Annotated in this window: 23 protein-coding genes; 10 read left to right on the top strand and 13 right to left on the bottom strand. The window is 48.5% G+C overall.

The genetic code is table 11. The annotated features are described in order from the left end of the window. Positions 1-40 precede the first annotated feature (40 nt). The 6 genes from GBK04_RS21870 (at position 41) to GBK04_RS21895 (ending at position 7,658) form a co-directional block, all read left to right on the top strand. Positions 41-1,807: an L-lactate permease gene (locus tag GBK04_RS21870; RefSeq protein WP_152763387.1), complete on the top strand. Its 1,767-nt coding sequence runs from the start codon at positions 41-43 to the stop codon at positions 1,805-1,807. A 67-nt stretch (positions 1,808-1,874) separates the two neighbouring features. Beyond that, the gene (locus GBK04_RS21875) at positions 1,875-2,612 is read left to right on the top strand and encodes a (Fe-S)-binding protein (RefSeq protein WP_152763388.1); all 738 of its coding nucleotides are present in this window, start codon (positions 1,875-1,877) and stop codon (positions 2,610-2,612) included. Continuing rightward, on the top strand, positions 2,609-3,985 hold the full coding sequence (locus GBK04_RS21880; protein ID WP_152763390.1) for a lactate utilization protein B: 1,377 nt from the start codon (positions 2,609-2,611) through the stop codon (positions 3,983-3,985). Before GBK04_RS21875 ends, GBK04_RS21880 begins: the two co-directional genes overlap by 4 nt. Before the next feature lie 670 nt (positions 3,986-4,655). Further along, the gene (locus tag GBK04_RS21885) at positions 4,656-5,240 is read left to right on the top strand and encodes a LutC/YkgG family protein (RefSeq protein ID WP_152763391.1); all 585 of its coding nucleotides are present in this window, start codon (positions 4,656-4,658) and stop codon (positions 5,238-5,240) included. Between the two features lie 170 nt (positions 5,241-5,410). Then, positions 5,411-7,294, top strand: a complete 1,884-nt coding sequence (locus tag GBK04_RS21890) for a malate synthase (protein WP_152763393.1) — start codon at positions 5,411-5,413, stop codon at positions 7,292-7,294. A gap of 145 nt (positions 7,295-7,439) precedes the next feature. After that, entirely contained in the window at positions 7,440-7,658 is a 219-nt protein-coding gene (locus GBK04_RS21895) for a hypothetical protein (protein WP_373331202.1), read from the top strand. 76 nt (positions 7,659-7,734) lie between these two features. Here GBK04_RS21895 and GBK04_RS21900 read toward each other — a convergent pair whose 3' ends face one another. Further along, a complete protein-coding gene (locus tag GBK04_RS21900; protein WP_152763395.1) occupies positions 7,735-8,757 on the bottom strand; it encodes a ligand-binding sensor domain-containing protein in 1,023 nt (340 codons plus the stop codon). Positions 8,758-9,266: 509 nt separating this feature from the next. Further along, entirely contained in the window at positions 9,267-9,614 is a 348-nt protein-coding gene (locus tag GBK04_RS21905; RefSeq protein ID WP_152763397.1) for a hypothetical protein, read from the bottom strand. Between the two features lie 685 nt (positions 9,615-10,299). Between GBK04_RS21905 and GBK04_RS21910 the strand changes: the two genes are divergently transcribed. Next, positions 10,300-10,674, top strand: coding sequence for a transposase (locus GBK04_RS21910; RefSeq protein ID WP_373331203.1), 375 nt, complete (start codon positions 10,300-10,302; stop codon positions 10,672-10,674). Between the two features lie 252 nt (positions 10,675-10,926). On the opposite strand, the gene GBK04_RS21915 is transcribed toward GBK04_RS21910, so the two are convergent. From GBK04_RS21915 to GBK04_RS21950, 8 genes are all read right to left on the bottom strand, one after another. Then, a complete protein-coding gene (locus tag GBK04_RS21915) occupies positions 10,927-12,534 on the bottom strand; it encodes a hypothetical protein (RefSeq protein WP_152763399.1) in 1,608 nt (535 codons plus the stop codon). 110 nt (positions 12,535-12,644) lie between these two features. After that, positions 12,645-13,037, bottom strand: a complete 393-nt coding sequence (locus tag GBK04_RS21920) for a hypothetical protein (protein WP_152763401.1) — start codon at positions 13,035-13,037, stop codon at positions 12,645-12,647. 4 nt (positions 13,038-13,041) lie between these two features. Next, complete coding sequence (locus GBK04_RS21925; RefSeq protein WP_152763403.1) at positions 13,042-13,911, bottom strand: hypothetical protein; 870 nt, start codon at positions 13,909-13,911, stop codon at positions 13,042-13,044. Positions 13,912-14,310: 399 nt separating this feature from the next. After that, complete coding sequence (locus GBK04_RS21930; RefSeq protein ID WP_152763405.1) at positions 14,311-15,366, bottom strand: M15 family metallopeptidase; 1,056 nt, start codon at positions 15,364-15,366, stop codon at positions 14,311-14,313. 342 nt (positions 15,367-15,708) lie between these two features. Then, complete coding sequence (locus GBK04_RS21935; RefSeq protein WP_152763407.1) at positions 15,709-17,826, bottom strand: two-component regulator propeller domain-containing protein; 2,118 nt, start codon at positions 17,824-17,826, stop codon at positions 15,709-15,711. A 134-nt stretch (positions 17,827-17,960) separates the two neighbouring features. Further along, the gene (locus GBK04_RS21940; protein ID WP_152763409.1) at positions 17,961-18,479 is read right to left on the bottom strand and encodes a class I SAM-dependent methyltransferase; all 519 of its coding nucleotides are present in this window, start codon (positions 18,477-18,479) and stop codon (positions 17,961-17,963) included. Positions 18,480-18,631: 152 nt separating this feature from the next. Then, positions 18,632-18,961: a polyhydroxyalkanoic acid system family protein gene (locus tag GBK04_RS21945; RefSeq protein ID WP_152763411.1), complete on the bottom strand. Its 330-nt coding sequence runs from the start codon at positions 18,959-18,961 to the stop codon at positions 18,632-18,634. A gap of 159 nt (positions 18,962-19,120) precedes the next feature. Beyond that, positions 19,121-19,492, bottom strand: a complete 372-nt coding sequence (locus tag GBK04_RS21950; protein ID WP_152763413.1) for a winged helix-turn-helix transcriptional regulator — start codon at positions 19,490-19,492, stop codon at positions 19,121-19,123. A gap of 128 nt (positions 19,493-19,620) precedes the next feature. Here GBK04_RS21950 and GBK04_RS21955 point away from each other — a divergent pair, with 128 nt between their 5' ends. From GBK04_RS21955 to GBK04_RS21965, 3 genes are all read left to right on the top strand, one after another. Further along, positions 19,621-20,409, top strand: coding sequence for an SDR family oxidoreductase (locus GBK04_RS21955; protein WP_152763415.1), 789 nt, complete (start codon positions 19,621-19,623; stop codon positions 20,407-20,409). Positions 20,410-20,458: 49 nt separating this feature from the next. After that, positions 20,459-20,782 (top strand): nuclear transport factor 2 family protein, encoded by a 324-nt coding sequence (locus GBK04_RS21960; RefSeq protein WP_152763417.1) that lies wholly within the window; start codon positions 20,459-20,461, stop codon positions 20,780-20,782. A 95-nt stretch (positions 20,783-20,877) separates the two neighbouring features. After that, the gene (locus GBK04_RS21965) at positions 20,878-21,810 is read left to right on the top strand and encodes a hypothetical protein (protein WP_373331204.1); all 933 of its coding nucleotides are present in this window, start codon (positions 20,878-20,880) and stop codon (positions 21,808-21,810) included. A gap of 337 nt (positions 21,811-22,147) precedes the next feature. Here the strand turns inward: GBK04_RS21965 and GBK04_RS21970 are convergent, their stop codons facing one another. The 3 genes from GBK04_RS21970 to GBK04_RS21980 form a co-directional block, all read right to left on the bottom strand. Further along, positions 22,148-22,576: a VOC family protein gene (locus GBK04_RS21970; protein ID WP_152763419.1), complete on the bottom strand. Its 429-nt coding sequence runs from the start codon at positions 22,574-22,576 to the stop codon at positions 22,148-22,150. A gap of 176 nt (positions 22,577-22,752) precedes the next feature. Continuing rightward, a complete protein-coding gene (locus GBK04_RS21975; RefSeq protein ID WP_152763421.1) occupies positions 22,753-23,721 on the bottom strand; it encodes a 3-keto-disaccharide hydrolase in 969 nt (322 codons plus the stop codon). Positions 23,722-23,796: 75 nt separating this feature from the next. Further along, the gene (locus GBK04_RS21980; RefSeq protein WP_152763423.1) at positions 23,797-24,552 is read right to left on the bottom strand and encodes a class I SAM-dependent methyltransferase; all 756 of its coding nucleotides are present in this window, start codon (positions 24,550-24,552) and stop codon (positions 23,797-23,799) included. Positions 24,553-24,620 lie beyond the last annotated feature (68 nt).

The following is a 24,620-nucleotide window of genomic DNA, read 5'->3' on the forward strand; positions in this document are numbered from 1 at the left end:
TATCAAATCCCATCCCTCCAACCCCCCGGCAACCCGACCTATGAACTGGCAACAGGTAATTGATCCTTTCGGCAATATCGGCCTGTCGGCCTTGCTGGCGGTGGTTCCGATTCTTTTTATATTCTGGGCACTCATCATCCGAAAAATGAAAGGGTACCAGGCGAGTTTGATCGCCACCGTCCTGGCCATCCTCATTGCCATTTCTGCTTATGGCATGCCCGTAAAACTGGCGCTTCTTTCTACGGTCAACGGAGCCCTGTACGGACTGTTTCCCATCTGCTGGATTATCATTACTGCCGTTTTTCTGTTCAACATCACCGTCCGGAGCGGTCAGTTTCAGGTCATCAAGCACTATATGGCCTCCATCACCTCCGACCGCCGCTTGCAGGCCTTGTTGATTGCCTTTGCGTTTGGTTCCTTTTTGGAAGGCATGGCTGGTTTTGGGGCGCCCGTAGCCATCACGGCGGCCCTGCTGGTAGGTTTGGGATTCAACCCGCTGTATGCGGCTGGCCTTTGCCTGATCGCCAATACCGCCCCCGTGGCCTTCGGGTCGGTCGGTATCCCCATCACGGTAGCCTCGCAGGTGACGGCTATCCCTGAACTGGCCATTTCGCAGATGGTCGGGCGTACGCTACCGCTCCTGTCGGTTTTTCTGCCTTTTTATCTGGTCGTCATTATGGCGGGGTTCCGAAAAACCCGGGAGGTATGGCCGGCCATTGTGGTGGCGGGGGTATCGTTCGCTTTTCTGCAATGGTTTTCTTCCAATACCCTGGGTCCGGCGCTGCCCGATGTCATTGCGGGCATCGGCTCCATTGTGAGTCTGATCGTGTTATTGAAATTCTGGAAACCCAAAGGTACCTGGCGCTTTCCCAACGAGCCCGCCCCGACGATACTGAACGATATCAACTACACAACGGGGCAGATCATCCGGGCGTGGTCGCCGTTCATACTGCTCACCCTCGTCATCATCGCCTGGGGCCTAAAACCGATCAAGGATGTTTTCAACGCGGTCGGGCAGGTACAATTTGAGTTTCCGGGCCTGCATAATGTCATTCTGGATACCAGCGGCCATGCGGTACCCCACCTGTTCAAGTTCAACTACCTGTCGGCTACCGGCACGGCCATTTTACTGTCGGCCCTTATCTCAATTCCCCTGATGGGTATGAGATACCGGGAGGCGACGAAAGTTTTTGGCGAAACCCTCCGGCAGCTCACGTTTCCCATCATCACCATCGCCGCCGTGCTGGGGTTTGCCTACATCGTCAATGATTCGGGCATCAGCCTCACCATGGCCGAAGCGCTGGCCAACACCGGTGTTCTGTTCCCTTTCTTTGCGCCGATGCTGGGCTGGCTGGGGGTATTCATTACGGGTTCGGATACCTCGGCCAATGCGCTGTTCGGGAAGTTGCAAGCCTCCACCGCCACTTCCATTGGGGTCGATCCCGTCGTTACCGTTTCGGCTAACGTATCGGGGGGCGTAATCGGCAAAATGATTTCACCGCAGTCCATCGCGGTGGCGGCGGCGGCGGGGGATCTGGTCGGAAAAGAATCAGAACTTTTCCGGTTTACGGTCAAGCATAGTTTCTACATGCTCATGGCAATCTGTTGCATTGTACTGGCCCAGGCTTATCTGTTCAGCTGGGTTGTGCCACACTATCAAATGATCGCCGCAGGCGCCGCTTCGGTAATCCCTGATTTTACGGAGGGGTACCTGTACCTGCTGATTTTGGCTATTGTACTGGTAGTCTTTGTGGCGGCGGTCAAAGTAATCAACAGAAAAAAAGTGTTTCCACGAATTTCACAATAGAAGTATATCAGTACGAGCGATTTAACTCCGTTCAATCTGATATTTACCCAACCCTTAACAGACTCACATGAACGTCGGACTTTTCATACCGTGCTACGTCAACCAGTTTTACCCCCAAGCCGCGCGGGCGACGCTGGAATTGCTTCGGAAAATGGGCGTTAACGTGAGGTACCCTACCAAACAAATTTGCTGCGGGCAACCCATGGCCAACTCGGGGTTTGAGCATCTGGCGCAGGATTGCAACAATACCTTCATCGAAAACTTTGCGGCGTTCGACTACATCGTCGGGCCGTCGGCCAGTTGTATTCTGCACCTGAAAGACCATCTTCATTCGGATACGCAGGAGGCGATAGCCACCGAAATTCGGGGAAAAGTATACGAGTTGGTCGAGTTTCTGACCGATGTATTGAAAATCGAATCACTCGACGCCGCGTTTCCCCACAAGGTAGGGCTACACCACAGCTGCCATGGCTTGCGCGGATTGCGCTTGGCCCAAATGAGCGAACTCAACGCGCCCGATTTCTCCAAACCCCAGCAGTTACTGGCCATGGTAAAAGGGCTGGAACAGGTACCTCTTGATCGCTGTGACGAGTGTTGCGGATTTGGCGGCGTTTTCTGCGTGTCGGAAGAAGCCGTGTCCGTGAAAATGGGGAAAGACCGGGTGGCGGACCATACCCGCAACGGGGCCGAGTACATCACCTCGTCCGACTTGTCCTGCCTCATGCACCTGGAAGGTATCCTGCACCGGAAAAACAGCGCGGTCAAGGTCATTCATATTTCAGAAATACTCAATGCAACGCTATGAGCCAACCTAAAACAAAAGATCACGCGGCCCTGGCCGAGGCCTTCATCCAGGACGAAGAGCGGGTGGACTGGCACGACGGGGCGCTTTGGTACATCCGGGCCAAACGCGACATCGCCTCCAAATCCATCCCCGAGTGGGAGGAATTGCGAGAAGCCGCCTCGCAGATCAAAAGCAATGTCATCTCCAACCTGCATGGGTACCTTTTGCAGTTTGAAGCCAATCTGAAAAAAAACGGTATCACGGTGCATTGGGCCGATACCCCTGAAGAGCACAACGAAATCGTGTACGCCATTTTGAAAGCGAAGGAGATCGATCAGATGGTGAAAAGTAAGTCCATGCTCACCGAAGAGTGCGGCCTGAATGAGTACCTCGAAGCGCGGGGCATCGGCGTCATCAATTCCGATCTGGGCGAGTACATCCAGCAGATCGACAACGAGCCGCCCAGCCATATCGTGCTGCCGTGCATCCATAAACGCAAGGAAGAAATCGGTGAACTGTTTCATGAGCACCTGGGTACCGAAAAAGGATTGTCGGACCCAACGCAGCTGACGCGGGTAGCCCGCAAGCACCTGCGCAATGTGTTCATGACCCGCCGCGCCGCGCTGACGGGCGTCAACTTTGCCGTAGCCGAAACGGGCGAATACGTGGTGTGTACCAACGAGGGCAACGCCGACATGGGCGCGCACTTATCTGAAGTACAGATTGCCTCCATGGGTCTGGAAAAGATCATCCCGCAGAAAAAGCACCTGGGTATTTTTCTGCGCCTGCTGGCCCGGAGCGCCACTGGACAACCCATTACTATCTATTCGAGTCACTACAAAAAGCCGCGCGAAGGGCAGGAAATGCACCTGATTTTGGTCAACGCGGGCCGGACGCGGCAGCTGGGGCGGAAGGATTTTCAAAATTCCCTGAAATGCATCAAGTGCGGAGCCTGCATGAATACCTGTCCGGTGTACCGCAAAAGCGGCGGACTGAGCTACCACAATACCATTTCCGGGCCAATTGGCGCGATTCTGGCTCCCAATCTGGATATGAAAAAACACGCGGACCTACCCTTCGCCTCCACGCTCTGCGGGTCGTGCTCCAACGTGTGTCCAGTTAAAATCAACATCCACGATCAGCTGTACAAGTGGCGGCAGGAGATTGTGAAAGAGGGTCACGCTTCGAGTACCAAGGCGCTGGGCATGAAGGCTATGGCCTGGACGTTGTCTTCGCCCGAAAAATTAGACAAAGCCGGTCGGGCCGGGAGGTGGTTTATGCATAAGGTACCCTTCGTCGTCAATAACAAGCTCAATCCCTGGTACAAGCAGCGCGACATGCCGGAAGGTCCCAAAGAGTCTTTCAGTGAATGGTACCTTAAAAACGAAAAGTAGATTGTTGGGTTCTAGTAACTCGCTCATACCAGTGATCTGGTCGAAGGTAGTACTTATTATGCTTTTGCCAATTATTCAATGTTCTGGGCAAAGCTGGCTTTTGCCCTCCTGGGGCGGGCGGCCCCAATTCCATTGCGGCCGCTTTCTCAACGCCTTTGGATATCAATGGCCCTGCGCATGCCTGCCGCACACTGGCCATTGATATCAGGTCGGCTTATGAGAGAGCTGAGAAATGGGGCGTCATGCAATAAAAGGTTTATTCACTTTCAAAAATGGTGAAATGAACGGGTCAAAATAATAATGAGCTACTTGTAAAGGTAAATTCAAGAATCGAACCATATATTTTGAAAACATTCAAAGCAATACAGTAAAATGCAAATCAATTTCAGCCTTCTCATAAACCGACCCTATAAAAATGGCATTTGTGCGCTTGGATTGCGCAGGCCATTTTTATACAGAGGCGTTGAGAAAGCGGCCGCAATGGAATTGGGGCTGCCCGCCCCAGGAGGGCAAGCGTTGGCACGAGCCGATAAATCAGCATAAAATACAGAAAGACAGAGAATCGCCCCGGCCCCAGGTGCCGCAAACATAGGTGCATTTCGATATAGTTTTATGCTAATTATTTTTTCAATAAATAGATTTACGAACAACCAGTAACCAATCACCACCCATGACAAGCCGGGAGAAAATATTGGGAGAAGTTTTACAAAACCAACCCGCTTCGCTGCCGCTGCCGGACATTGCCCGATTCCGGGGCAAAGAACAGGAAGTAGTTCAAAGGTACCAAGCCGTTTTTGAAAGTATTGGGGGTACCGTGTACCGGGTAGATGATTTCGCCGCCATCCAGGCGATCATCCACGAGCGCTACGACACCGAAAAACGCATCGCCACCACGCTGCCGGAACTGACCGAAGGCTTTGAATGGATTGTCCCGAACGCAGACCCCCATACGTACGAAGATATCGAACTGGCGATCATCCGCGGACATTTTGCGGTCGCCGAAAACGGGGCCGTGTGGCTGTCGGACGAAGTCATGGGCCAGCGCATCATCCCCTACATCTGCCAGCACCTGGCCGTCGTGGTACGCGCCGATAGCATCGTACCTACCCTGCACGAAGCCTATGAGATCATCGGTGAAGGTACCTACGGCTTCGGCGGCTTCATCGGCGGCCCCTCTAAAACCGCCGACATCGAACAGGCCCTCGTCCTCGGCGCCCACGGGCCGTTGTCGATGGCGGTTTTTCTTTTGAGCTAGTTGTCGGGTTAATGGGCAAAGGTCAACGGTTAACTGATTTCGGCTATCAACTGTCGGCAAAAGCGGACGCCGTGCGGGATAGCATAGAACGCCGTTTGACCTTTAACCCGCTCCGGCGTACCGGTTGACCGTTAACACTTTTTCTAAACAATGAATCAATTCCCGCAACAATGAACAATTCAATCCTCATACACGGCAACCTCCAACAGGAATACAGCGATATATATACCCCCGAGGCTCTCGCAGCCCTCACGGCCCTGGCGCATTTCAATAAAGACATCAAAGAAGCCATGCAGGCCCGCCTCCAGCGACGCGCCCAGCGCGCCGAACAGAGACAGCGGATCACCTTCCTCGACCCAAAAAGCACCATTCCACGCACCAGCATCAAGGTACAGGATGCCCGCGATGGAAAATTTGAAGGATCGGTGATCCCGGCTGATTTGCAGCGGCAGTGGATACAGGGTACCGGCCCCGCCGCCAAGCCCAACGCCCCGCTGGAAAGCAGCATCCGCAACGTAGCCTATGCTTTGCTGTCGGGAGCCGATGGTTGGATGTTCGATGGCGAGGATGCGCTGGGACAAATCGCCAGTATTTCGCTGGATAACCAGCGAAATCTCAAACTAGCCATTAAAAAAGACCCCGGGTTCCTGAAAGCGGCTGAGAAAGTAGCTGACGAAATGAATCATTGGGCGCAAGGATTTTTTGGCAGAAAGATCATCCACGACTGGCAGCAGCAACTGGACTGTACCACCATCATCTTCCGGGCGCGGGGCCTGCACCTCGACGACCGCCATATCCGTGATGCCGACGGGGTAGCCATGGCCGCCTCCCTCGTGGATGCTACTTTGTACGTGGTGAACAACTACCAGGAGCTCCAAAAGAAAGGCGCTTCGATTGTGTTGTATTTACCCAAAATTCAGACCGCGGGCGAAGCGGCGCTGTGGAATGATCTGTTGTCGGCGCTGGAAACGCATCTGCGCCTGGCCATGGGTACCATCAAAGTGTACGTACTGGTAGAACAACTGGAAGCTACCCACCAACTGATGGAAATCCGGGCGGCGCTGGGCAAGCACTTTGTGGGCTACAACACCGGCCGCTGGGACTACATCAACAGCGTATCCGACGCCATGGCCTGGGACGAAAGTTTTATCAACCCCGACATCGAGGCCATCACCATGACCTACGGGTACATGAGCAACTACGAAAACCGCGTGCGCTGCGCGGTGAATACCCCCGACCTCCACGGCAACTTTGCCCTCTGGCAGGGTGGCATGGAACCCAACATCCCCGTTGGCTCGGCGGAGGGCGTGACGGCGAGTATGAAAAAAGCCGTGGCCGGAGCCGAGCGCGAGCAGCGCGAAGGCGCGAGCGGCAAGTGGGTAGCGCACTGGAAAATGGTACACATCGTCCGCCCCGTTTGGGAGGAAGTCGGTGAAGCCAACCAAGCAGGCCGCGCCTTTCCGCGGCTGACATATACCCAACAAGATGTCGACGGATTGATCCTGATTGAAAATGCCCCCACCACCATCCGCGGGGCCCGCAACCTTCTGAGCGTGGCCTTGCAGTACGGCAATGCTTTCGGACAGGGCATGCAGGCCGCCGCCCTCAAAGCGGCCGACTTTTTTGGCAACGACGACATCCTGTACCTGATGGAAGACATGGCCACGGGCGAAATCCGCCTCAGCATCCTGTGGGAGTGGGTACACAAAGGCGCCACCCTCACCGAAGACGACGCCCATACCAGTACCCAAGCCGGGGATACTTTTACCGCCGACCTATTCAAAAAGCTGGTAGCCGAAGAGTACGAAAAACTCCTGAACGCCCGCAGTAAGGACGTCTTCGACGACTCCAAAACCACCACTCTGCCCATCGCCCGGGAGATCGTCCTCACCTACGTACTCAGTGAACAGAAGTTTCCCTGGTTTATTGATTTTCTGAATATAAACCTGAATACGACCGATCTGGACGAGGCGAAGCGGCGGATTGGGTTATATAGGGAGCAGTTTGTTGAGGGAGGGAAGCGGGTTACGGAAAATTTGGATTTTTTGGGGTAGGGGAAACTTTTGCGGTTGTTCGAGTTGCAAACGCGGGCGGATGCAATGTCGAGCGAAGATCCGGGTTTGCGGAGGGATCGATCGTGGGTACTCCTGCCCAAAGGCGAAAATTCAGTCGTGGCAGCCCTTATTTGCCCGCTACGGTATGCACGAAATCGGCCCAGGCGGGGGAGGAGCCGATATTGGTCCGCTAGGACAGCAGGGAGCTACGCTTCTGGGCCTGATCCCCGACTCTCAGCGGTACTTCGACTACCACCATGCGGCTTCCGATGTCTTCGATGCCGTGAGCAAGCGGGAACTTGAAATGGGTGGGGCCGCCATGGCGGCGATGATTTACCTCATTGATAAATACGGACTGGAATAGTGCCTCTATCCATAGGTGCGAAGATGCTTAAAGTAGCAGTTACGCGGTTGGATATACGCAGTACTTTTTAAGTGCTTTATTTCATAAGCTCGGTGAGGGTAGTTCCGTCGTAACGGTAGGCGCCATCAGCACCGAACCAAAGATTTCCGTCCTTGTCTTCCAGGATCCCAAAAAGCATCTTCCCGTCTTTAGGATTGATCTCGGTGGCCGTGGGTTTTTTGTTGGATAAAGATTTTTCATCGTATCGGGAAAGTACCCAACCCTGGGCCGCTTCTGAACTCGTCCAGATATTGCCTTTTTTATCTTCGTAGATATATCCAACGAAGTCTTCCGTGATATTGGCAAAGGTACTGCCGTCGTAGCGCCAAAGGCCATCGTTTCCACCGAGCCAGATATTTCCTCTTTGATCCTCGATGATTGTACGGACATTCGTAAAAGGTTCGCCGTTATGGGTTACCGGGGTAAATGTTTTTCCATCATAAACGAAGGTTTTATCCCTGGTCCCAAACCAAAACTGGCCTGATTTATCTTCAATAATAGAAGTAATCTCATGAGGTGGGCGGGTAAAATTGGGGAAAGGTATTCCCGTAAAATCTTCACTTATTGAATCCCCTTTCATCAGGTAGTTTCGAAATGATTTCCCATCGTAACGGCTTGTTCCCCCATTGACACCGAACCAGATAGCACCGGATTTGTCTTCATACATACAAGTAATCTCATCGTTGAGAAGCCCGTCTTTGGTGGTGAAGTTTTGAAAGGATTTTCCATCATAACGATACACTCCCGAGCCAATCGACCCGAGCCAGAAGTTGCCTTTACTATCCTCTAGAATAGAAAAGAAGCGGGCCGAACTTACGTCACCGATCACATTGGTCAGATTCTTTCCATCGTACCGAAAAACACCCTCCCAGGAGGTAAACCAAATGTTGCCCTTTTTATCTTGTAGTATGTTCCGGGTAATAGTATTAGGTCCGTAAGAAGTAAGTACGGCTTTGGTTTCGGGCTTGGCAGTAGTTTTTAACCAGTCAGTATTATTTTGTCCTTTGCAGAAAGTGCAAAAAACAAACATTAATAAAACGTAAGCAGGTAAGTGTTTCATTATCCTCTTTTTTTTGATAACAAAGAATCCTGACAAACCTACAAGTATATGGGCTGGGTTTTTGTTAATGGCTCGTAAATGATTGTCAACGATATGTTAAAATTGGTTGAGAAAACCTTGAATAGCGGTGTTCTAAACTTTTTTATCACCAGCAACAACCGGTAGTAGGTAGATCACTCGGCCAGCGATGGGATAGTCCTTACTCTACCAGCGGGCGACTGTCATGAGCAAAGAGCGGGATGAGCAGGTGGCAGGGAATACGTGATACTATCCACCGATCACTGCTTATCATATACGAGCTTCCTGGTATTCTCACCGGAAGTTGAGCTCACATTGACCTGGACAGCGATAGACTGGCCATTATTGATCAACTTCCAAGCTTCTGTTACTTCAACAGCCGCTTGTTCACTATAGGGATCAAAGGTTCTTGCCGAGATAACCGTCATCGTTTGTCCATCATCGGACCACTTTGCGGTAGACTTTTCCCTGGGGTATCCGACCCTGATGGCTTACCTTTCTTTATCGTCGAAGGTCAGTTGCTCTTGTCTTGTAAACTGGACCCCGCCAGGACTTGGTACATCCACGGTCAGAAAACCGGCATGATCGGCTATTTTCATGGTTTTTGAACTGACATGGTCATGATATCCTCCGAAAAGGCAGACAGGAAAGTTTCCGATTTGTTCACTTTTCAACTCATTTAATTTCCATACCCCAGAAAAATTAGCGCGATTGTCAGTAGCTGCGACGTTGGTTTCGGTCTTCTCGGTAGCTTTTGACAGGTCCGTTTTAATTTGTCCCTGACAGAGAGTGCAGGAAACAAATAGTAACAAAGCGTACACGGGTAGGTGTTTCATCATTTTTTTATTTTAAGGATTTCAGCAAACATACAAAGCATTGTTCCTGATTTTGGTTAATGACTTGTTAAAGAATGTAAACGATATGTAAAAGTTGTCTGAGACAAAGCGGAAAGGCAGGATTCAGACTTGAAATGGCTGGTTATTACTACGGTTATCCTTGCCGAGTCGCGTTTGCTTTATAAAGCAGTTGTAGAAAGGGAGTTGTTACATCAAAGATTTAGTTTTTAACGATCTGATCCAAAGACTATTACCTGATACTAAAAGTTGCACGGAGTAGAGGTATCTTTTGAGAAGGAGGCTTAGTTTACTGGGAAGGGATGGCGAATACTAACTTTTTAACAGGTGCCAGCTTCTCGGAGTTGTGCGTGGTCTTCCATCGAATGACTGCGTACTGAAAATAGCTGGCCGCCGGTAGGCCGGCCCCGTTGTAACGGCCTCGAAGACAAACGCCACAAATTTAGTAAATTTACTACTCAGCCTTACCGAACAAAACCATGCCCTTCGCCCGTCGCATCCAAAATCCCGAAGACCTGTACTTCGTGACCTTCGCTACCGTACAATGGCGGGGTCGCCCGTGCGGTGGATGTCTTCACGCGTCCGGTTTATGTGGATATTATATTTGAGAGTATCCGATACTGCCAGAAAAGGTCTACGAATCCATGCCTGGTGCTATATGTCTAAACATGTGAATCTAATGATTTCAACGGAGTTTGGCCATCATCCTTCCGATGCGTTACGGGATTTGAAAAAGATTACTTCCAGGAAAATCATAGCCGCTATTGCAGATAAGGAGCAGCCCGAAAGTCGGCGTGGCTGGATGTTGTGGATTTTTCGACAAGCTGGGGAGGCAAATTCTAAGAATAAAGAATACCAATTTTGGCAGCAGGAAAATTATCTGATTGAACTCATCAGCAATAAGTTTATTGACCAGAAGCTGGATTATATGCACATGAATCCAGTGAAGGTGGGGCTGGTAGACGAGCCTTGGGAGTACCGCTGCTCCTCGCCGCGGGATTATATGAATGATCAGAAGGGATTATTGGACGTGGAGTTGATTTGAGCGATGGTTATAGGCGTAAACATGGTAACGTGGCAGTCACAGACTGCCGATTATATGAGGTACGCAGTCTGCCTTCGGAAGACCTCGCACAACAAGGATTTCTATGGCAAAAGCATAGAAAAAATGCGAAATTTTTCTATGCTTTTGACGAGGCTGACAGTTACAAACGGCCTTCCACTTAGAGTACGGAGTCTCACTTTGGAAGATCCCGCAAAACAGCCGAACACTGCGCAGCACTGGGGAATTACTCACTTACAATTCTATTGTAAATGATTTATCGAAAAATACACCCGTAGCAACAGAACAATTTTGAGGATACCCTGTGGTTAAAATTTGCACCTTATTATCTATGTGCAGATAAAAAGGAGTAATTATTGCACAGGGAGGTATAGTGTTGTATCCAACAATTCTTATTGTATCGCCAGTTGCTGCCTGAAATTTTAGAGCAGGAGATCCATTTGAAACTCCATCCATATTTTGAAAAATAATTTTGCTATTTAGATAAATTTCAAAATCGTCATCAGCTCCAATCTCTGCACTCGGCGATGGCCCGCCACTTAATACAAAATCTTTTGTAATTTGATCACATTCTTTTACTACACCTTTCTCAATAGTGTAACATTTATCCATTTTTGAAATTGAGAAGTCCCAGTGAAATCCGAAAAGAGTTGCATTTCCAATGCTCCCAACAGTGTTAACCAGACCTACGAACCTGAGCATTTTTCCAAAATTTTTCAAGAATTTAATTCCGGGCTCTTTTTGCTCTAATTTTAAACACTTAGTCAGCTCCTCGACATCTTCGTCATTTAAAAACACACTTGAAAGCACATCAATCACCAAATCGGCAGCATCAATATTCTTGTTCGAATAGTTATTGATCAAAAATGCAACTCGATTCGTAATTATCGTTCCATATAAGGATGCGCATCCATCAATAGGAAGATAGTTCAAGACCAATAGACCAATTTTAGAAACCCCATATTTTACGTTTTTCAGGAATGCATCTTTTGCTTCATCGCTATTATCGAAGCTTTCACCAGGTCTACCTGTTCTGTACCTTAGCTCAAATTTCCCCTCACCTTTCATTTCATATTTATACTCTTTTATTTCAGGAACTTGTAAGATTGAGTTTGCGATTTCGCTCAACGAAGCAGGAACAAATTCAACTTCGTCAATTGTCAAAAAATTTTCCTGCTCAATCTTCTGCCTAACGCCATCTTTATAGATTCCGACAATCGTTTTATGTGATCTTGCATTATTTACAAGCGTTAGCTCTGTACCTGCTCGAAAAGTATTAACTGGCACCTCTGATTCAACGGAAATTCTTGCTGATGCCGCAGTAAATAGGATACTTACACTCTTTGCTAGCGACTTATTTGTTATGTCAAATAAGTCCATCTTATTAAAGATAACCTTTTCAATTTCTTTTTCAACGTTCACGAGCAACGGACTACTAAGTAGAAAGTTTATAGTTTTAAGTTTTCCTTCCTTTGTAAGGCTAAGAGCCGATGGAACATTCATAATAAGACCAATAGCGGTAGATCTGACTGAAATGTCATAGTTATTTTGTTCCGGATAATTATATCCCATCATGATTATATTTTGATTCGCATTTAAAAGAAACCGGAATGTAAAATCAGAGGAAGGGTTTATAATTGAATACTTTTGATCGGTCACTTTACTTTCTTCCAGGCCATTGTTTACAAATAACGTGTTTACATCTATTTTACTTCCGGTTGGCAGAAGCACTTTACCCGATACCCGTAAACCTTGCTCAGGATCTGGGAAGGAATGATCCTTTAAGCATCCTTGTGACAAAACTAATAGTAATGTCAAACTTAGCAAATACGTATTTCTCATACCAGAAGATAATTTACATTCTACATCATTAATATTGTACGGAGTATCCCTTCGGAAGACCCCGCACAACGGCGCTCGGAACACTACCCCGAACTGGGGGGAATACAAAATCAGGTGTTGAAACTTTCTACAACACCTTTTAATGCATCAATGATTGCTTGTGGATTTTTACTAACTATTGCGCCCCCCAAAACAACTATTGAAGTAGCTACATTGATACCCTTTTGTATTTGCTGTATTGTATTGATAGTAGCTTTTATTTCAGTCGATATATCATTAATTTCTTCCAAAGACTGTTTTGAGTCTTCGACTACTAACTGAGTCGAGAGAGCTAGAATATCTTCACCATAGTTTAAGATTGACCATTGCAAATCACCCATCCGCTGATTTTCATCAATTGTCAAAACATTCCAATTGTTAAATCGGAAATCACCAATTGATTGAGCCAATCCTAAAAAGTTATTTGCCAACCTATTGGCTTCTTGTGCACTAAGATTTGCCATGTGTTTACTTGTTTAATTTGTTAAACTCAGAAACCATTCCTTTAATATCAATTGAAAATGTCATTATTAATTGTTTAATCTCTTCAGCTGTCATTTTATCTCTATTCTCATAAAGCTTTTGATGGCCTTCTGATATTTTTGATAGACCCTTTGCAAATATTTCCATTTGTTTTTGTTTCGTATTTATATCTGAAAGTTGATGGTAATATTCTGTCGTGGCTTTGCCATTTTCAAAGTCCGTTAAAGTCTTTCCTTTTTTTAATTCTTGGTAATACGAAAATAATTTTTCTTTTTTAAAATCAAGCTCTTTTTTCAAGTTATCATTAATGATAAACTGAAAAGAAGTGAGTAATTTATGGATAGGCTCATTAGCATCTCCAATATAACTTTTTATTTTTTTATTTCTGTATGCATCAGTAGTAGCACGTAATAGTATATTAGCTATTTTAGAATAAGAGTCAACTTGTTCTTTTTCAATTTTAATATCACCAAACGTTCCTTCATTTAATGATTTTTTGAGTCCATCTAAATTATAAGTTGTCAAATCTTTATTTGACAACTTTGATAGTCCATCAAAGTATCCCACAATTCCTTGATATATTAGTGATGTTGCTTGATCGGCTTTTTTAAAGTCTTCACAATCACAAGTTGCCTCATTATCCCTTTTAATTTCAAATTTTCTAACTAATTCAAAATTACACCTTTCAATACAGTGAATAGTGAAACTATAATGTAAATCTTCATATTTTTTTATGCTACTTAAAGAACTTGTGGAATAGTCATTAACTGCTTTCAAGTTCACACAACTACTTATACTTACTCCGAAGAAAATAAGTAAAATTATTGTTTTGAGTAAGCTTATAAATTTAGCCATTGCTTTAGGTATTTAAGTGTAAGGATTAAATAAAGAATTTTTATATGAAAATAAAAAATAACAGATGTAGAGTAAATTTTTTTTTCGTTTGTAAATCAGCAAGAATGCCTACTATTAAGGTAATCTATTCACCGTGGCCTGTGCTCCCACAGGTCTTAGAAAAATGTTGCTATACCCGCGAAAAATAATCAACGAATATGCGACGTCTAATCAAATTCTTTCGTTAGAAGTAAAAATCAATGATTAGCTTCGCTCAGGAAAAGTAGAGAATAAAATCAATACTTGAGACGGTCAATCTCACAAAACTTATCAAGCGGTAGTATTTTTTTTGTACACCATAAAAAGTCGGAATAAAGACTTGAAATTACACTGATAGTGTTCCCCCAACTACACTGCCCACTACATCGCCAAATATCTCTCATCCCAACGCCCCAAATTCCGATTCAAGTGATCATCAATATGCACCGGATCACGATCTCTAAAATCACCGCCCCACCGAAGATCAGGATCATCTATAATGAATTTGATAAAGCGCCGGACGGGGTCGGGTACTTCCGGATAACGGGCTAGTACTTTCGAGTTGGCAAATTGTCGTTTATTGTCATATATCACATTCATATCGATGGCGTGTCCGGCCATGTGGTTGGAGCGGGTGGCGGGTTTCACGATCGCGCCCGCCACATTCGAGGAGGTTCGGAAGGAACTCGTGACATGAACAAAAACATCGGCTTGTTCGGCGTAGCGGTTGATTTTCGTGAGCATCGGCACAAATAGCACATCCGCGCGGCAGGGTTTGCCCTGAAATCGGGAAGCTTCGAACAAAACGAGGGGTGAATCAGCGTTGGGTAAATTGTTTACGGCCAGTTCGCTCCAATCCTTGCCGTAAAAGGCATCGATGTCTTTGAGCATGATATCCATCAAGGGCCTGGTCAATAGGTCGCCATCCGATTCGAGGCCATTGTCTTTGGCGTAGGCAATCATGGCTTTGCGGGTGCTTTTGCCATAACTTCCATCTGCCCCGAATTTCTTAAAATTTAGTTGTTCGGCGTATCCTCTTTCAAACAGCATGAGTTGGATGGCCGTAACGCTCATCCGGGTACCTTTGGAAATGTATTTTTTCGTCCTCAGGTCGGAATTATGGATGGACCACAGCAGGTACATTTCCGGCAGGAAGCTATGCCGCTGAAGCATCAGTTTGGCTAACGGATTCGAAACGGTTGTTCCGTCGCCAAGTAAGTTGTTTTTTGTGGCAAAAGCAGTCACCGCGCTTGCCGTGGCCGAGTCGTACGCTCCGGTGGCTTGGTAATTTTCAAACTTTAACTCCCGTTTGAAGCCTAGTTCAAAAAGTACCCGTTGCAGGTCGGCAATTAAAGCGGTGTGAGCAGAACCTTTGAATAAGGAAGCACTGATGTCTCCTTGCTGTAAGGCGGTAGCAATAAGGTTTGAGCATTCCATAGGCCATACAGGGACAGGAAGGGTGATTGTTTTTCAGAATTTTGGTGTGGTACTAAACCTATTCTACCCTCACAAAATCACGATCTTCTGCTCTTACATACTACTTGCTCTACCTTATAAGAAGATCAATACTGCATTTCTTAATTCACTTAGGAAATTTAAGAAAAAGCACAATCACTTGGTACACACCACCCACTAAAACTTATCAAGCGGTAAGTTTTTTTCTTCAACCAATTCAAATATGTGGTTCTGAGCAGTTTTGCATACACACAGGGCGCAGCCTCCTTTCGAAGACTGCGCCCTGAACTATTCCTGCTTAAAGCCATTGAAATTGCTTCCCGGCTAATCCAGCAACCTATGATACAACGCCATGTAGTAGGGTAGGAGAAAGAACGTTCCCTCGTGTTCGGAATAGCCGTCCCCTTCCGAGGCGTTGAGGGCAAAGCCATCCCGATCCTGCCGCACGTGCGCGCGTTCATCCACGGGCAGGGCCAGGCCGTCGGTACGCCAGCCCATCTCCTCGCTTTGGCCGGGGGTACCGTCCAGCACCACATCCAGCCGGTGGGTATTGTGGATGGTGTACCCAATCAGGTCCAGCGGTATTTTTTGCAGATTTTCCAGAATATAGGCCGGGTTATTGGCGGCCCGGTAATGGTTCTTGACCACGGAGGGAGCGTACAGGTGGTTTTCGGGAAATAGGTCGGTTCGGGCAAAGGTTTTTTGATCCACCAGCCGGGTGAAATAATTGGCCAGGGCTTCGTAGATCGTATCCCAAAACGCATTTTTCTGTTTGCTGATGTGCAGCCAGGCATTTTCCAGCGACTGCCGGTACATGAGCAGGAGCGCGGGATCGGTTTCGTATTTTAACAGGCCGTACAGGCTCATTAGGCACAGATTGTTGTCCCAGGGTACCACGTTCTCGGCCGGAAAGTACTCCTTGGGATGGAGCGCGAAAATATGGTACTTGTATGTATCACGCAGTTTCTTGGCCTCGACGTCATACTTTACGTCACCCGTGACATGCCGGGCTACGTTCAAAAACGAAAGCATCATCATGGAATTCAGGCCGCGTTGATCGTAGCCGTACACCGAGCTGAAGTACTCCGGCGAAAAATCCCCCCAGCGGGTTACCTTCCCGTCGTGGTCGGTTAGTTTATAGCCGTGTCGTATAAGGTGATCGGTGATGTCGCCCACTACCTGCCGGACCTCCTGCTTCTCCTCCTCGGTTTTGGCGACCAGGTCATAGTAGATGCCGTAAAAGAAGAAATGTCCGGCCAGCTCATCCGAGCTGGTGTCGATTTTGTAGAGGTACTTGCCATCCTTACTTTTCGGGAAACGCGGATAAATATCTTTCCACTGCGGGTCGGTCTCCTGACGCTTCTTGTTATACGCTCGCCCGTACTGCTCGTTGACAGGTTCGTGCCAGTCGGCAGGGATAATGACCCGGGCCGGAAAGCCGGGCTCATGGGTGATGTCCACCAGCCATTTGCAGGCCCGGAAACTACGGATGGCCAGCTCCCGGGCTTCGGCGCTGCCAGTGGCCGCGTAACGAAAGGCCTGCGCCGCCCCGTACATGGCGGTATACATGCCGTCATTGTCCGAAATGGCCACCTGCGAACTACCGATCTGGAATTGCTTCGTCAATTCGCTCTGGGCGATAAATCCCATGCGGTTGTGGCGGGTTTCCACTTGGTTGGTAAAGTAGACAGCTTTGGCCTCCAGCGTCATTTCTTTGGGTTCAATCCGGCTGATGCCTCCGCGGGTTGCGATCCAGGCCGTGCCGTCGGGTTGCACGGCAATGTCCAGTACGTAGTCATCGGGGAGCCACCGCCGACTTGCCCGGTACCGAAAAAAATCATTTTGTGCCTCGATGGCTCCGCGCTCCGTCCCGAACCAGACGGTGCCATCCGGTCCGGCGGCGGCGCAGGTAAAATTCGTGTAGGGCAGGCCTTCCTTCCCTGTAAACAGTGTCCACTGATTGCCGTCCAGGTACCCTACGCCTTCATCGGACCCAAACCATAGCCGACCCTGCGAGTCGACGGCAAGCGCCGCTACATTCCGCAGCGACCAGCTATACCGGCTGTCGGCAGGGTATACCTTTACCGGCTTTTTTCCCTCATACAGGTACAGCCCCTCATCCGTGCCCACTGCCCACTCATTTTTGTAGCGAACCCGGGCAAGTACTTTGGTACCTTTCGGGACTGGTACCTTTTCAATATTTCGGCTGGGGGATTTCCCGGTTGCAGGAATCCATGCTTCGTTCTGAAATTTGTACAAAGTACCTTTAGCCAGCGCGGTGAGGGTACCTTGTTCCCAGGTGATCTGGTCCACCGGACCGGCGGGTAGTCCCTGTTCCACCGTGTAGACGGTAGCTACGTCCTGGATAAATTTTCGGTCACCCACATTTTGGGCCAATAACACGGATGGAAAAAAGAGGACAATCAGGAAAAGGTACTTCATGACAACAGAGAGGATAGTCGGTAGAGAAAAGGGATGTAGTGAATACTACCCTTTCCCGGAAAGAAAGGACTACCGGAATGAAGTAAAGAAGCGAATTAAGACCTAACTCTTCTGCTCTTTGAACCCTGAGTAGTTCAATCGATGGCCGCCGCGTACAGGTTACCCTGACCGAATAAGGATTTCCGCTCCGACAATTTGACTACTGCCTGATAGTTTAACTCCATAAACAGCTCTTTCAGACGAATGTAATCGATGGGGTAGGGTACCCACGAGTTGGCATTGAGCGTGTCGTATTCAACAACCAGAAATCGTTTATCGGGCGATAGGTACTTTTCCAGCCGACGGATTAGCCCCTCTTTGTCCTGGACATAATGCAGGGAGTTGGCCAACAGGATTCCGTCAAGATTGGTGTAGTTCAAGTCGGTTTTTTCAAAATCCGCCCGTAGAAATTCTACGGAAACGGCGTTGCCCATCGTCTTTTTCAGGGACTGCCGGCTTCGGTCCACCGCCAGAATTTGACTCCCGTACGGCAAGACAGTGGCCAACGCTTCGGTAAATGTTCCGCTCCCGCATCCCAGATCGGCCCAGCGTTGGGGTACTTCTGTTTTCTGGATTCCGTTTCGGATCAGTTCGACTGCGTCTTTGTTGGTCATTTCAATCCGCTAAATGCGACATCAAAAAGTTGGTACGTCACTTAAAAAAAGCCCTTGAAAGCCTTCTGTCCAGGCGGCTTTCAAGGGGAAGTATTCTACTACCGCACGCAAACAAAAGTTCGATAGAAAGAAGCGGACTTCCTGAAAATTAGCTACTTTTTGTCCGCGAAAAGCGAATCAATCTGCTGGCCTATCACGTCCGAAATTTTCTCTTCCGACACGAAGGTTCTAATCAGACCAGGTACTTCAGAGTTCATGATAATTTTTCCGTTTTCCACCTGAATATTCCCGGCTAACCTCGTACTCATCAACCCTTTCTTCAATTTGAAAGAAAAGTCCATGGTATTCCCAGACCAGCTTTTCGTGGGTTCTTTCACGACGACTCCTCCCGGAAAATCGCGCTTCATGAGCTCGTCCAGAAAAGAATCGATTTTCCTGATGGCCTCCTGCTGGCTTGCCTTATGACTTCGTTCAACTCTCATCGTTTTGTTTTTTTAGGCTGTGGATTATTTGAAGGAGTGAATATAGGCAGATTTCTTTTAGGTGAAACCTACTAAGGTGGAAGTCAATCACGCACGTCCCAATTCGCAATCGGGATGCTATCGCCTCGCGTTTGTATCGGTAGCGGCCGATCGCACCGATTACGAGTCAGTGTTAGCCCGAATATTCTTTTCAATGAGTGTCCGCAAGCGCTGCTCATGCTGGTCGCCCCATTCCCCGATTGCACCAATGACCGGGATCAGTGATTTTCCGAAATCGGTGAGATAATATTCGACTTTGGGCGGGACAACCGGATAAATTACCTTTCCAACCAGCTCGTGGCTTTCCAGTTCTTTCAACTGTACATTGAGCACGCGCCTGGATGCATCCGGTATTTTCCGCTGCAGCTCACTCGGACGTTGGAAACCTTCGTTGATAAACCACAAAAGCCGCATCTTCCATTTGCCATAAAGTACCTCACCGATCAGGTCGAGCCCGCAGTTCAGGTTGGGCATTGTCTTTCTTTCGTACATAATGCAAATATAAATCTATGCTTGTAGCAGTTCAATAGGGACAAATTTATCCCTATCTGATTCGTAAGTCCGTACTTGTCAGAAGGTACCATACTCCCGAAATTTGTCCTAAACAAATCAGCAAACTCATGGACTTTAATTTTGAAAACGAATTGACGGGCAAAATTGCGCTGGTAACCGGAGGAAGCAAAGGAGCGGGAAAGGCTATCGCCGCGCGCCTTCTAAAAGCGGGTGCTACGGTGATTATCACCGCGAGAAATAAGCCGGAAGACGAAAGCAACGGCGCTTATTTTATAGCGGCGGATTTGAGCAAACCCGAAGGAACCCAAAAAGTGGTCGATGAAGTATTGGATCGATTCGGTCGCCTGGATATCCTGGTCAATAATATGGGTGGTTCCGAAACGCCGGGCGGTGGTTTTACCGTGCTGTCCGACGGGGATTGGGAATCGTCTTTCCAGACCAATCTACTGGCACCCGTGCGACTGGACCGCGGCTTTCTGCCCGGCATGATCGAGCGCCACGAGGGGGTAATTATTCACATTGCGTCCATTCAGGCGAAACTGCCGTTGTATGACTCCACGCTTCCCTATGCGGCGGCGAAAGCGGCTCTGGTCAATTATAGCAAAAGCCTGTCGAATGAAGTGGCACCGAAAGGAGTGCGCGTGCTCACCGTATCGCCGGGCTGGATCATGACCACTGCATCCAGCCGAATGATGGAGCGCATCGCCGAAAGCTCAGGCGGCACCGCTGAACAGGCTACCAACGGGGTGATGAATGCTCTTGGCGGCATTCCCTTCGGCCGAGCGGCCTGGCCGGAAGAAGTCGCTGAACTCGTCGGTTTCCTGGTTTCACCCAGGGCGGCTTACCTCACCGGCACCGAATATGTAATCGACGGCGGCACAATTCCTACGGTATAATCAGCTGTTTATCAAAGCATTTTTTTAATCAATCAAAACTTTTATACTCATGAAACTTCCTGAAAATATAGAAGGCCTTATTAGGGCACAAAATGAACGGGACAGCACAGCATTTGCCAACTATTTCACCGAACAGGCAACTGTTTCCGATGAAGGATCGTCCTATTCAGGTAGAGAGGAAATCAAGCAGTGGATACAGCAGGCGACTGAAAAGTATAACATGCAGTTAAAATCCTTGGATTTTAAGCAGACGGGCTCAAAGGGCGAGCTTACCGTGGAAGTAACCGGTACATTTCCGGGTAGTCCGGCGGTGATGCAGTATAATCTTGAATTCGATGGTACTTCCATTAGCTCGTTAAAGATTACGGGCTAAGAGTTTAAAGTCTAAATTCGCAGGATTGCTTCAGGAAGATCCACGCTTGATCATGGAGCATCCTGCGAAACCATGGTAGATAAAATTTTGAATGAATGATGATTAGGAAAGCGGCGTTTATTCTGGGTGTTACCCTTTTGGTAGTGTTGTTTTTCTCAGCGGGTACTTCGGCGCAGGACCTGGATTCTACTCACACGAAGGAACTGTCGCAACGGGTACGAATTGCGCCTGAAAGTGTCTTTGAGAGTTTCCGCGAGGCCGGGATGAAGCCGGTTAACCATGAACTGACGCCAGCGGAAAAACAGAAGGTACTTCATGCTTTTGCGCTTTTGCCGCCGCTGCATCAGCGCATTTTGAACCAGCATTTGCAAAGCATAAGTTTCATGGATAACATGCCAAACACGGCGTTGACCTCGCCGGTCGATTCTGCGGGCGGTCCGAAAATGTTCAACATTACTTTTCGTGCGGGTTTGTTGGAGGAAACTATTTCAGAATGGGCCACGTGGAAAGAGACCACCTGCTTCACACCGGCCGCCGATTCCAGTTATGAAGTACGCGTGGAAGGAGGTACCCTGGATGCCATCGTGTACGTGCTCATGCACGAGGCCACGCACATTGTCGACGCAGTGATGGACATTACCCCGCATCCCGCCGAAAGAAATGCAATCGTGGAACCGACGCCTTTTACAAAAGGTATCTGGCGCAAAATGAATGTACCCGCCGAGCCGTACCTGGATTCGCTGTTGGAACAAACCCGTTTCCGCAGTGGGAAAACCGTGCCGATCAGCTTGGCACCGGAAGTGTATCAGAAGCTCGCGCAGACCCCGTATCCGTCTTTATACGCCATGGCGGCGTGGTTTGAGGATATTGCGGAGCTTGCCACCATTTATCATCTCACGGCTAAGTTGAATCAGCCGTTTTATGTGGTGGTTACCAAAGATAAGGTGGAGGTAACGAGATTCGAGCCGATGAAGAATGGGCTGGTCAAGCCAAGATTGGACCAACTGGCGAGTTTTTACGCGAGGTGATTTTACATTTTGTTGCCTTTTCTTAACACTAAAACGTCAAGTACAATGAATAGTAAAGCTATTGATGCAGGGACTAGCATATATTTGCTATTCTGCCAGTGCTGTGTGAATGCCACTAACCATCCTACTGACGATAAAACAAAAACAATGTATAGGGTAATCCGCAATAATGTTTTGTAAATCATAGAAGAAAGATGGAGTTGAATGACAGATACAACACTGCCCTTATTATTTAAGGGCAGTGTTAAAAACTCGGAGATTGGTTTCTGCGATCGGGCGTCGAATAACCTCGTGTTTGTAACGCTATCCGCATCGTTTAATAGAATTACCAAGTCTACTAAACCGGCTCCCAAAGTTCAATTTTATTGCCTTCCAGGTCCATGATATGGACAAATTTACCATAGTCGAAAGTCTCAATGTCGTCGAGTAGGGTCACCCCGTTTTCTTTGAGTTTGGCTACCAATCCTTCAATATTCTGAACCCGGTAGTTGATCATGAAGGCTTTCTTAGACGGCGAAAAATAATCATCCCCTTTTTTGAAAGGGCTCCATTGCAGCGAGTTAATCACCTCAGGATTATCAATATCTCTGGATTCAAAACTCGATGAACCCCAGTCATTGATTTCAAATCCTAGATTTTGGGCATACCATTCTTTCGTTTCTTTCAGGTTGTCCGAAAAAAAGAAAATGCCGCCAATCCCTGTCACCTTGGGGGTAGTATCGGCCGGTGATGATGATTCGTCAGTTTGATTTTTGTTATCTGCCATATCGATGGGTATTGGAGCTCAAAGCGAGCCGTGTTCATGCTGTTCCAGGCGTCAATATAAAGTATGTTTTCGCATAGCGCTTGATTAAGAAAACCGAACTTCGGAGCTACTGTACATGCCTATGTTACAGATCTGAGGGGATAAAAAGGAGGGGGAAACTACTTTCCCCCTTATCCTTACTTTGCCGGCGTAATCACGATATTTCGGTACTCTACCGGGCCGTGGTCGCCCTGAATGTAGAGGGGGCCGGGCTCGCCTTCGTTACTGTCGAGGGCACCACCCGTGATGCCGGGAATTTCCTGGTTGGTAATGACGCGTTGGCCGTTGACATCGAGCGTAATCATGCGACCGATCAGCGTTACGTCGAACGATTGCCACTCGCCGGGTTCCTTGGCCACCATCTCGCTGGGAGCGATGAAACCGTACACGCCGCCGAGTTCTCCGTAGGAGGGTTCCATACCTTTGCCGTCGGTGACCTGCACCTCATAACGTCCGCGCAGGTACACGCCGCTGTTGCTGCCTTTAGGAATGCGGAACTCGACGTGCAGTTTGAAATCGTCGAACTTTTCGTCGGTGATCAGGTTCGCGCCGGATTTCTCACTTTTCAGCACGCCATCCTGGATCGTCCACTGGTTAGTACCCGCGGCGTGCCAGCCCTTGATCATGTTGCCTTCCGTGAGTTTGATGGGCTTGCCCCAGGCAGGCGTCGAGGTACGGCGCAGTTTGGGCGCCCGTACGCCCGTCCAGCTGTGGGATTTTCCGTCGGGGGTGGTGAGGGTACCACTCATTTTGTCGCCCTGCACGGTACCCTGCACCGAGAAGTCGTTCTCACCGCTTTCCCATTGGGGCGGAATGGAGAAATTGAATTTGCCGTCCTGAAAATGTACCTCCGAAATCGGCCGCGCGCTGCCTGATACCGACACAAATCGGCCGACCAGGGTATGGTTGCCGGAATGGGTGACTTCCAGCCACGAAGGAGCCGGTTTGCCGTTCATGTCCACGGTAAGATCCCAGCGGCCTTCCAGCGGGGTGGCGAGGGGTTTGGCCTGTACGGTACTGATGCATACCGCCAGCATGACGGCAAGCGCCGATACGGTGAAGTACCGGAAAAGGGAACGTGGTTTGGATTGGAGTAAGCTGTTCATAGTGTTTTTAGATAGTAAAGAGCCAATATACTTATAAAATGCAAGGTAGGACAGGTAGGTTTCATCCCGGCTGGTTTATTTGGTGATTGTATAAAAAAGCTGATCGCAAGACATGCTGTATTCGCCTGATTCCGTGCGTTGTAGGGAGCTGAGGAAAGTACGGAGGTCTGCCTTGGTAGGAATGGACTCTTCGTTGGGAAAAGGAGTCAGATTCAACAAAAATTCCAGAATCAACTCCAAATCTTCTTCCGAACGACACCGGATCGTGGAGGTCTGCCGGAATACGTCGACGGATTGGGCGGTACCGGTCCGGGAAAATTCTTCCATGAAATGCATGATGGGAAACTCTTCGTTTCGGAGTTTCCTGAAAAAATTCATACAATCCGTATCCTCAGCCTGTAGTATGACGACAATGCGTCCCCCCGGTTTGGTCCAGGAAAGCAGCTGGTGCAGTATACCGTCCCATTGGGATTGGGGGATGTAGTACAGCACGTGGGAACACAGTACCAAATCGGCCACCGTCCCGGGCAGGGTACCCTCGGCAATGGGTTGGTCGATTACCTCCACGTTTTCACCCGCCGTGGCCAGTTCGGCGAGCAGGGCTTCGTTGGGCTCCACCGCGAGTACTTTATCGAAGTGCCGGGCCAGGATTTTGGTAAGTACCCCATTGCCGGCTCCAGCGTCGATCGCAGTATGTTTCGGATCGATCCCGTCCAGAAATTCCGTGATCCAGACTTTGGCATTTTCTTTCTGATCGGTACTCTTGATAAACGTGGCAAAGGCGTGATCGTAGTACTCTTCCTGTGAACTGAAAATCCTGATTTTCTCCATCGCTTTGGGTTATTTTATGTAGTGAGCATTGGGCAAACGTCCCGCTTATACGCATCAGCCGAATGTAC

Origin of the sequence: Salmonirosea aquatica (assembly GCF_009296315.1) — a bacterium.
GTDB classification, from domain to species: domain Bacteria; phylum Bacteroidota; class Bacteroidia; order Cytophagales; family Spirosomataceae; genus Salmonirosea; species Salmonirosea aquatica.

Bases quoted from the DNA above. Each gene is read 5' to 3' on its own strand.
- GBK04_RS21870 (WP_152763387.1), top strand. From the start codon at position 41: ATGAACTGGCAACAGGTAATTGATCCTTTCGGCAATATCGGCCTGTCG.
- GBK04_RS21875 (WP_152763388.1), top strand. From the start codon at position 1,875: ATGAACGTCGGACTTTTCATACCGTGCTACGTCAACCAGTTTTACCCC.
- GBK04_RS21880 (WP_152763390.1), top strand. From the start codon at position 2,609: ATGAGCCAACCTAAAACAAAAGATCACGCGGCCCTGGCCGAGGCCTTC.
- GBK04_RS21885 (WP_152763391.1), top strand. From the start codon at position 4,656: ATGACAAGCCGGGAGAAAATATTGGGAGAAGTTTTACAAAACCAACCC.
- GBK04_RS21890 (WP_152763393.1), top strand. From the start codon at position 5,411: ATGAACAATTCAATCCTCATACACGGCAACCTCCAACAGGAATACAGC.
- GBK04_RS21895 (WP_373331202.1), top strand. From the start codon at position 7,440: ATGCACGAAATCGGCCCAGGCGGGGGAGGAGCCGATATTGGTCCGCTA.
- GBK04_RS21900 (WP_152763395.1), bottom strand. From the start codon at position 8,757: ATGAAACACTTACCTGCTTACGTTTTATTAATGTTTGTTTTTTGCACT.
- GBK04_RS21905 (WP_152763397.1), bottom strand. From the start codon at position 9,614: ATGATGAAACACCTACCCGTGTACGCTTTGTTACTATTTGTTTCCTGC.
- GBK04_RS21915 (WP_152763399.1), bottom strand. From the start codon at position 12,534: ATGAGAAATACGTATTTGCTAAGTTTGACATTACTATTAGTTTTGTCA.
- GBK04_RS21920 (WP_152763401.1), bottom strand. From the start codon at position 13,037: ATGGCAAATCTTAGTGCACAAGAAGCCAATAGGTTGGCAAATAACTTT.
- GBK04_RS21925 (WP_152763403.1), bottom strand. From the start codon at position 13,911: ATGGCTAAATTTATAAGCTTACTCAAAACAATAATTTTACTTATTTTC.
- GBK04_RS21930 (WP_152763405.1), bottom strand. From the start codon at position 15,366: ATGGAATGCTCAAACCTTATTGCTACCGCCTTACAGCAAGGAGACATC.
- GBK04_RS21935 (WP_152763407.1), bottom strand. From the start codon at position 17,826: ATGAAGTACCTTTTCCTGATTGTCCTCTTTTTTCCATCCGTGTTATTG.
- GBK04_RS21940 (WP_152763409.1), bottom strand. From the start codon at position 18,479: ATGACCAACAAAGACGCAGTCGAACTGATCCGAAACGGAATCCAGAAA.
- GBK04_RS21945 (WP_152763411.1), bottom strand. From the start codon at position 18,961: ATGAGAGTTGAACGAAGTCATAAGGCAAGCCAGCAGGAGGCCATCAGG.
- GBK04_RS21950 (WP_152763413.1), bottom strand. From the start codon at position 19,492: ATGTACGAAAGAAAGACAATGCCCAACCTGAACTGCGGGCTCGACCTG.
- GBK04_RS21955 (WP_152763415.1), top strand. From the start codon at position 19,621: ATGGACTTTAATTTTGAAAACGAATTGACGGGCAAAATTGCGCTGGTA.
- GBK04_RS21960 (WP_152763417.1), top strand. From the start codon at position 20,459: ATGAAACTTCCTGAAAATATAGAAGGCCTTATTAGGGCACAAAATGAA.
- GBK04_RS21965 (WP_373331204.1), top strand. From the start codon at position 20,878: ATGATGATTAGGAAAGCGGCGTTTATTCTGGGTGTTACCCTTTTGGTA.
- GBK04_RS21970 (WP_152763419.1), bottom strand. From the start codon at position 22,576: ATGGCAGATAACAAAAATCAAACTGACGAATCATCATCACCGGCCGAT.
- GBK04_RS21975 (WP_152763421.1), bottom strand. From the start codon at position 23,721: ATGAACAGCTTACTCCAATCCAAACCACGTTCCCTTTTCCGGTACTTC.
- GBK04_RS21980 (WP_152763423.1), bottom strand. From the start codon at position 24,552: ATGGAGAAAATCAGGATTTTCAGTTCACAGGAAGAGTACTACGATCAC.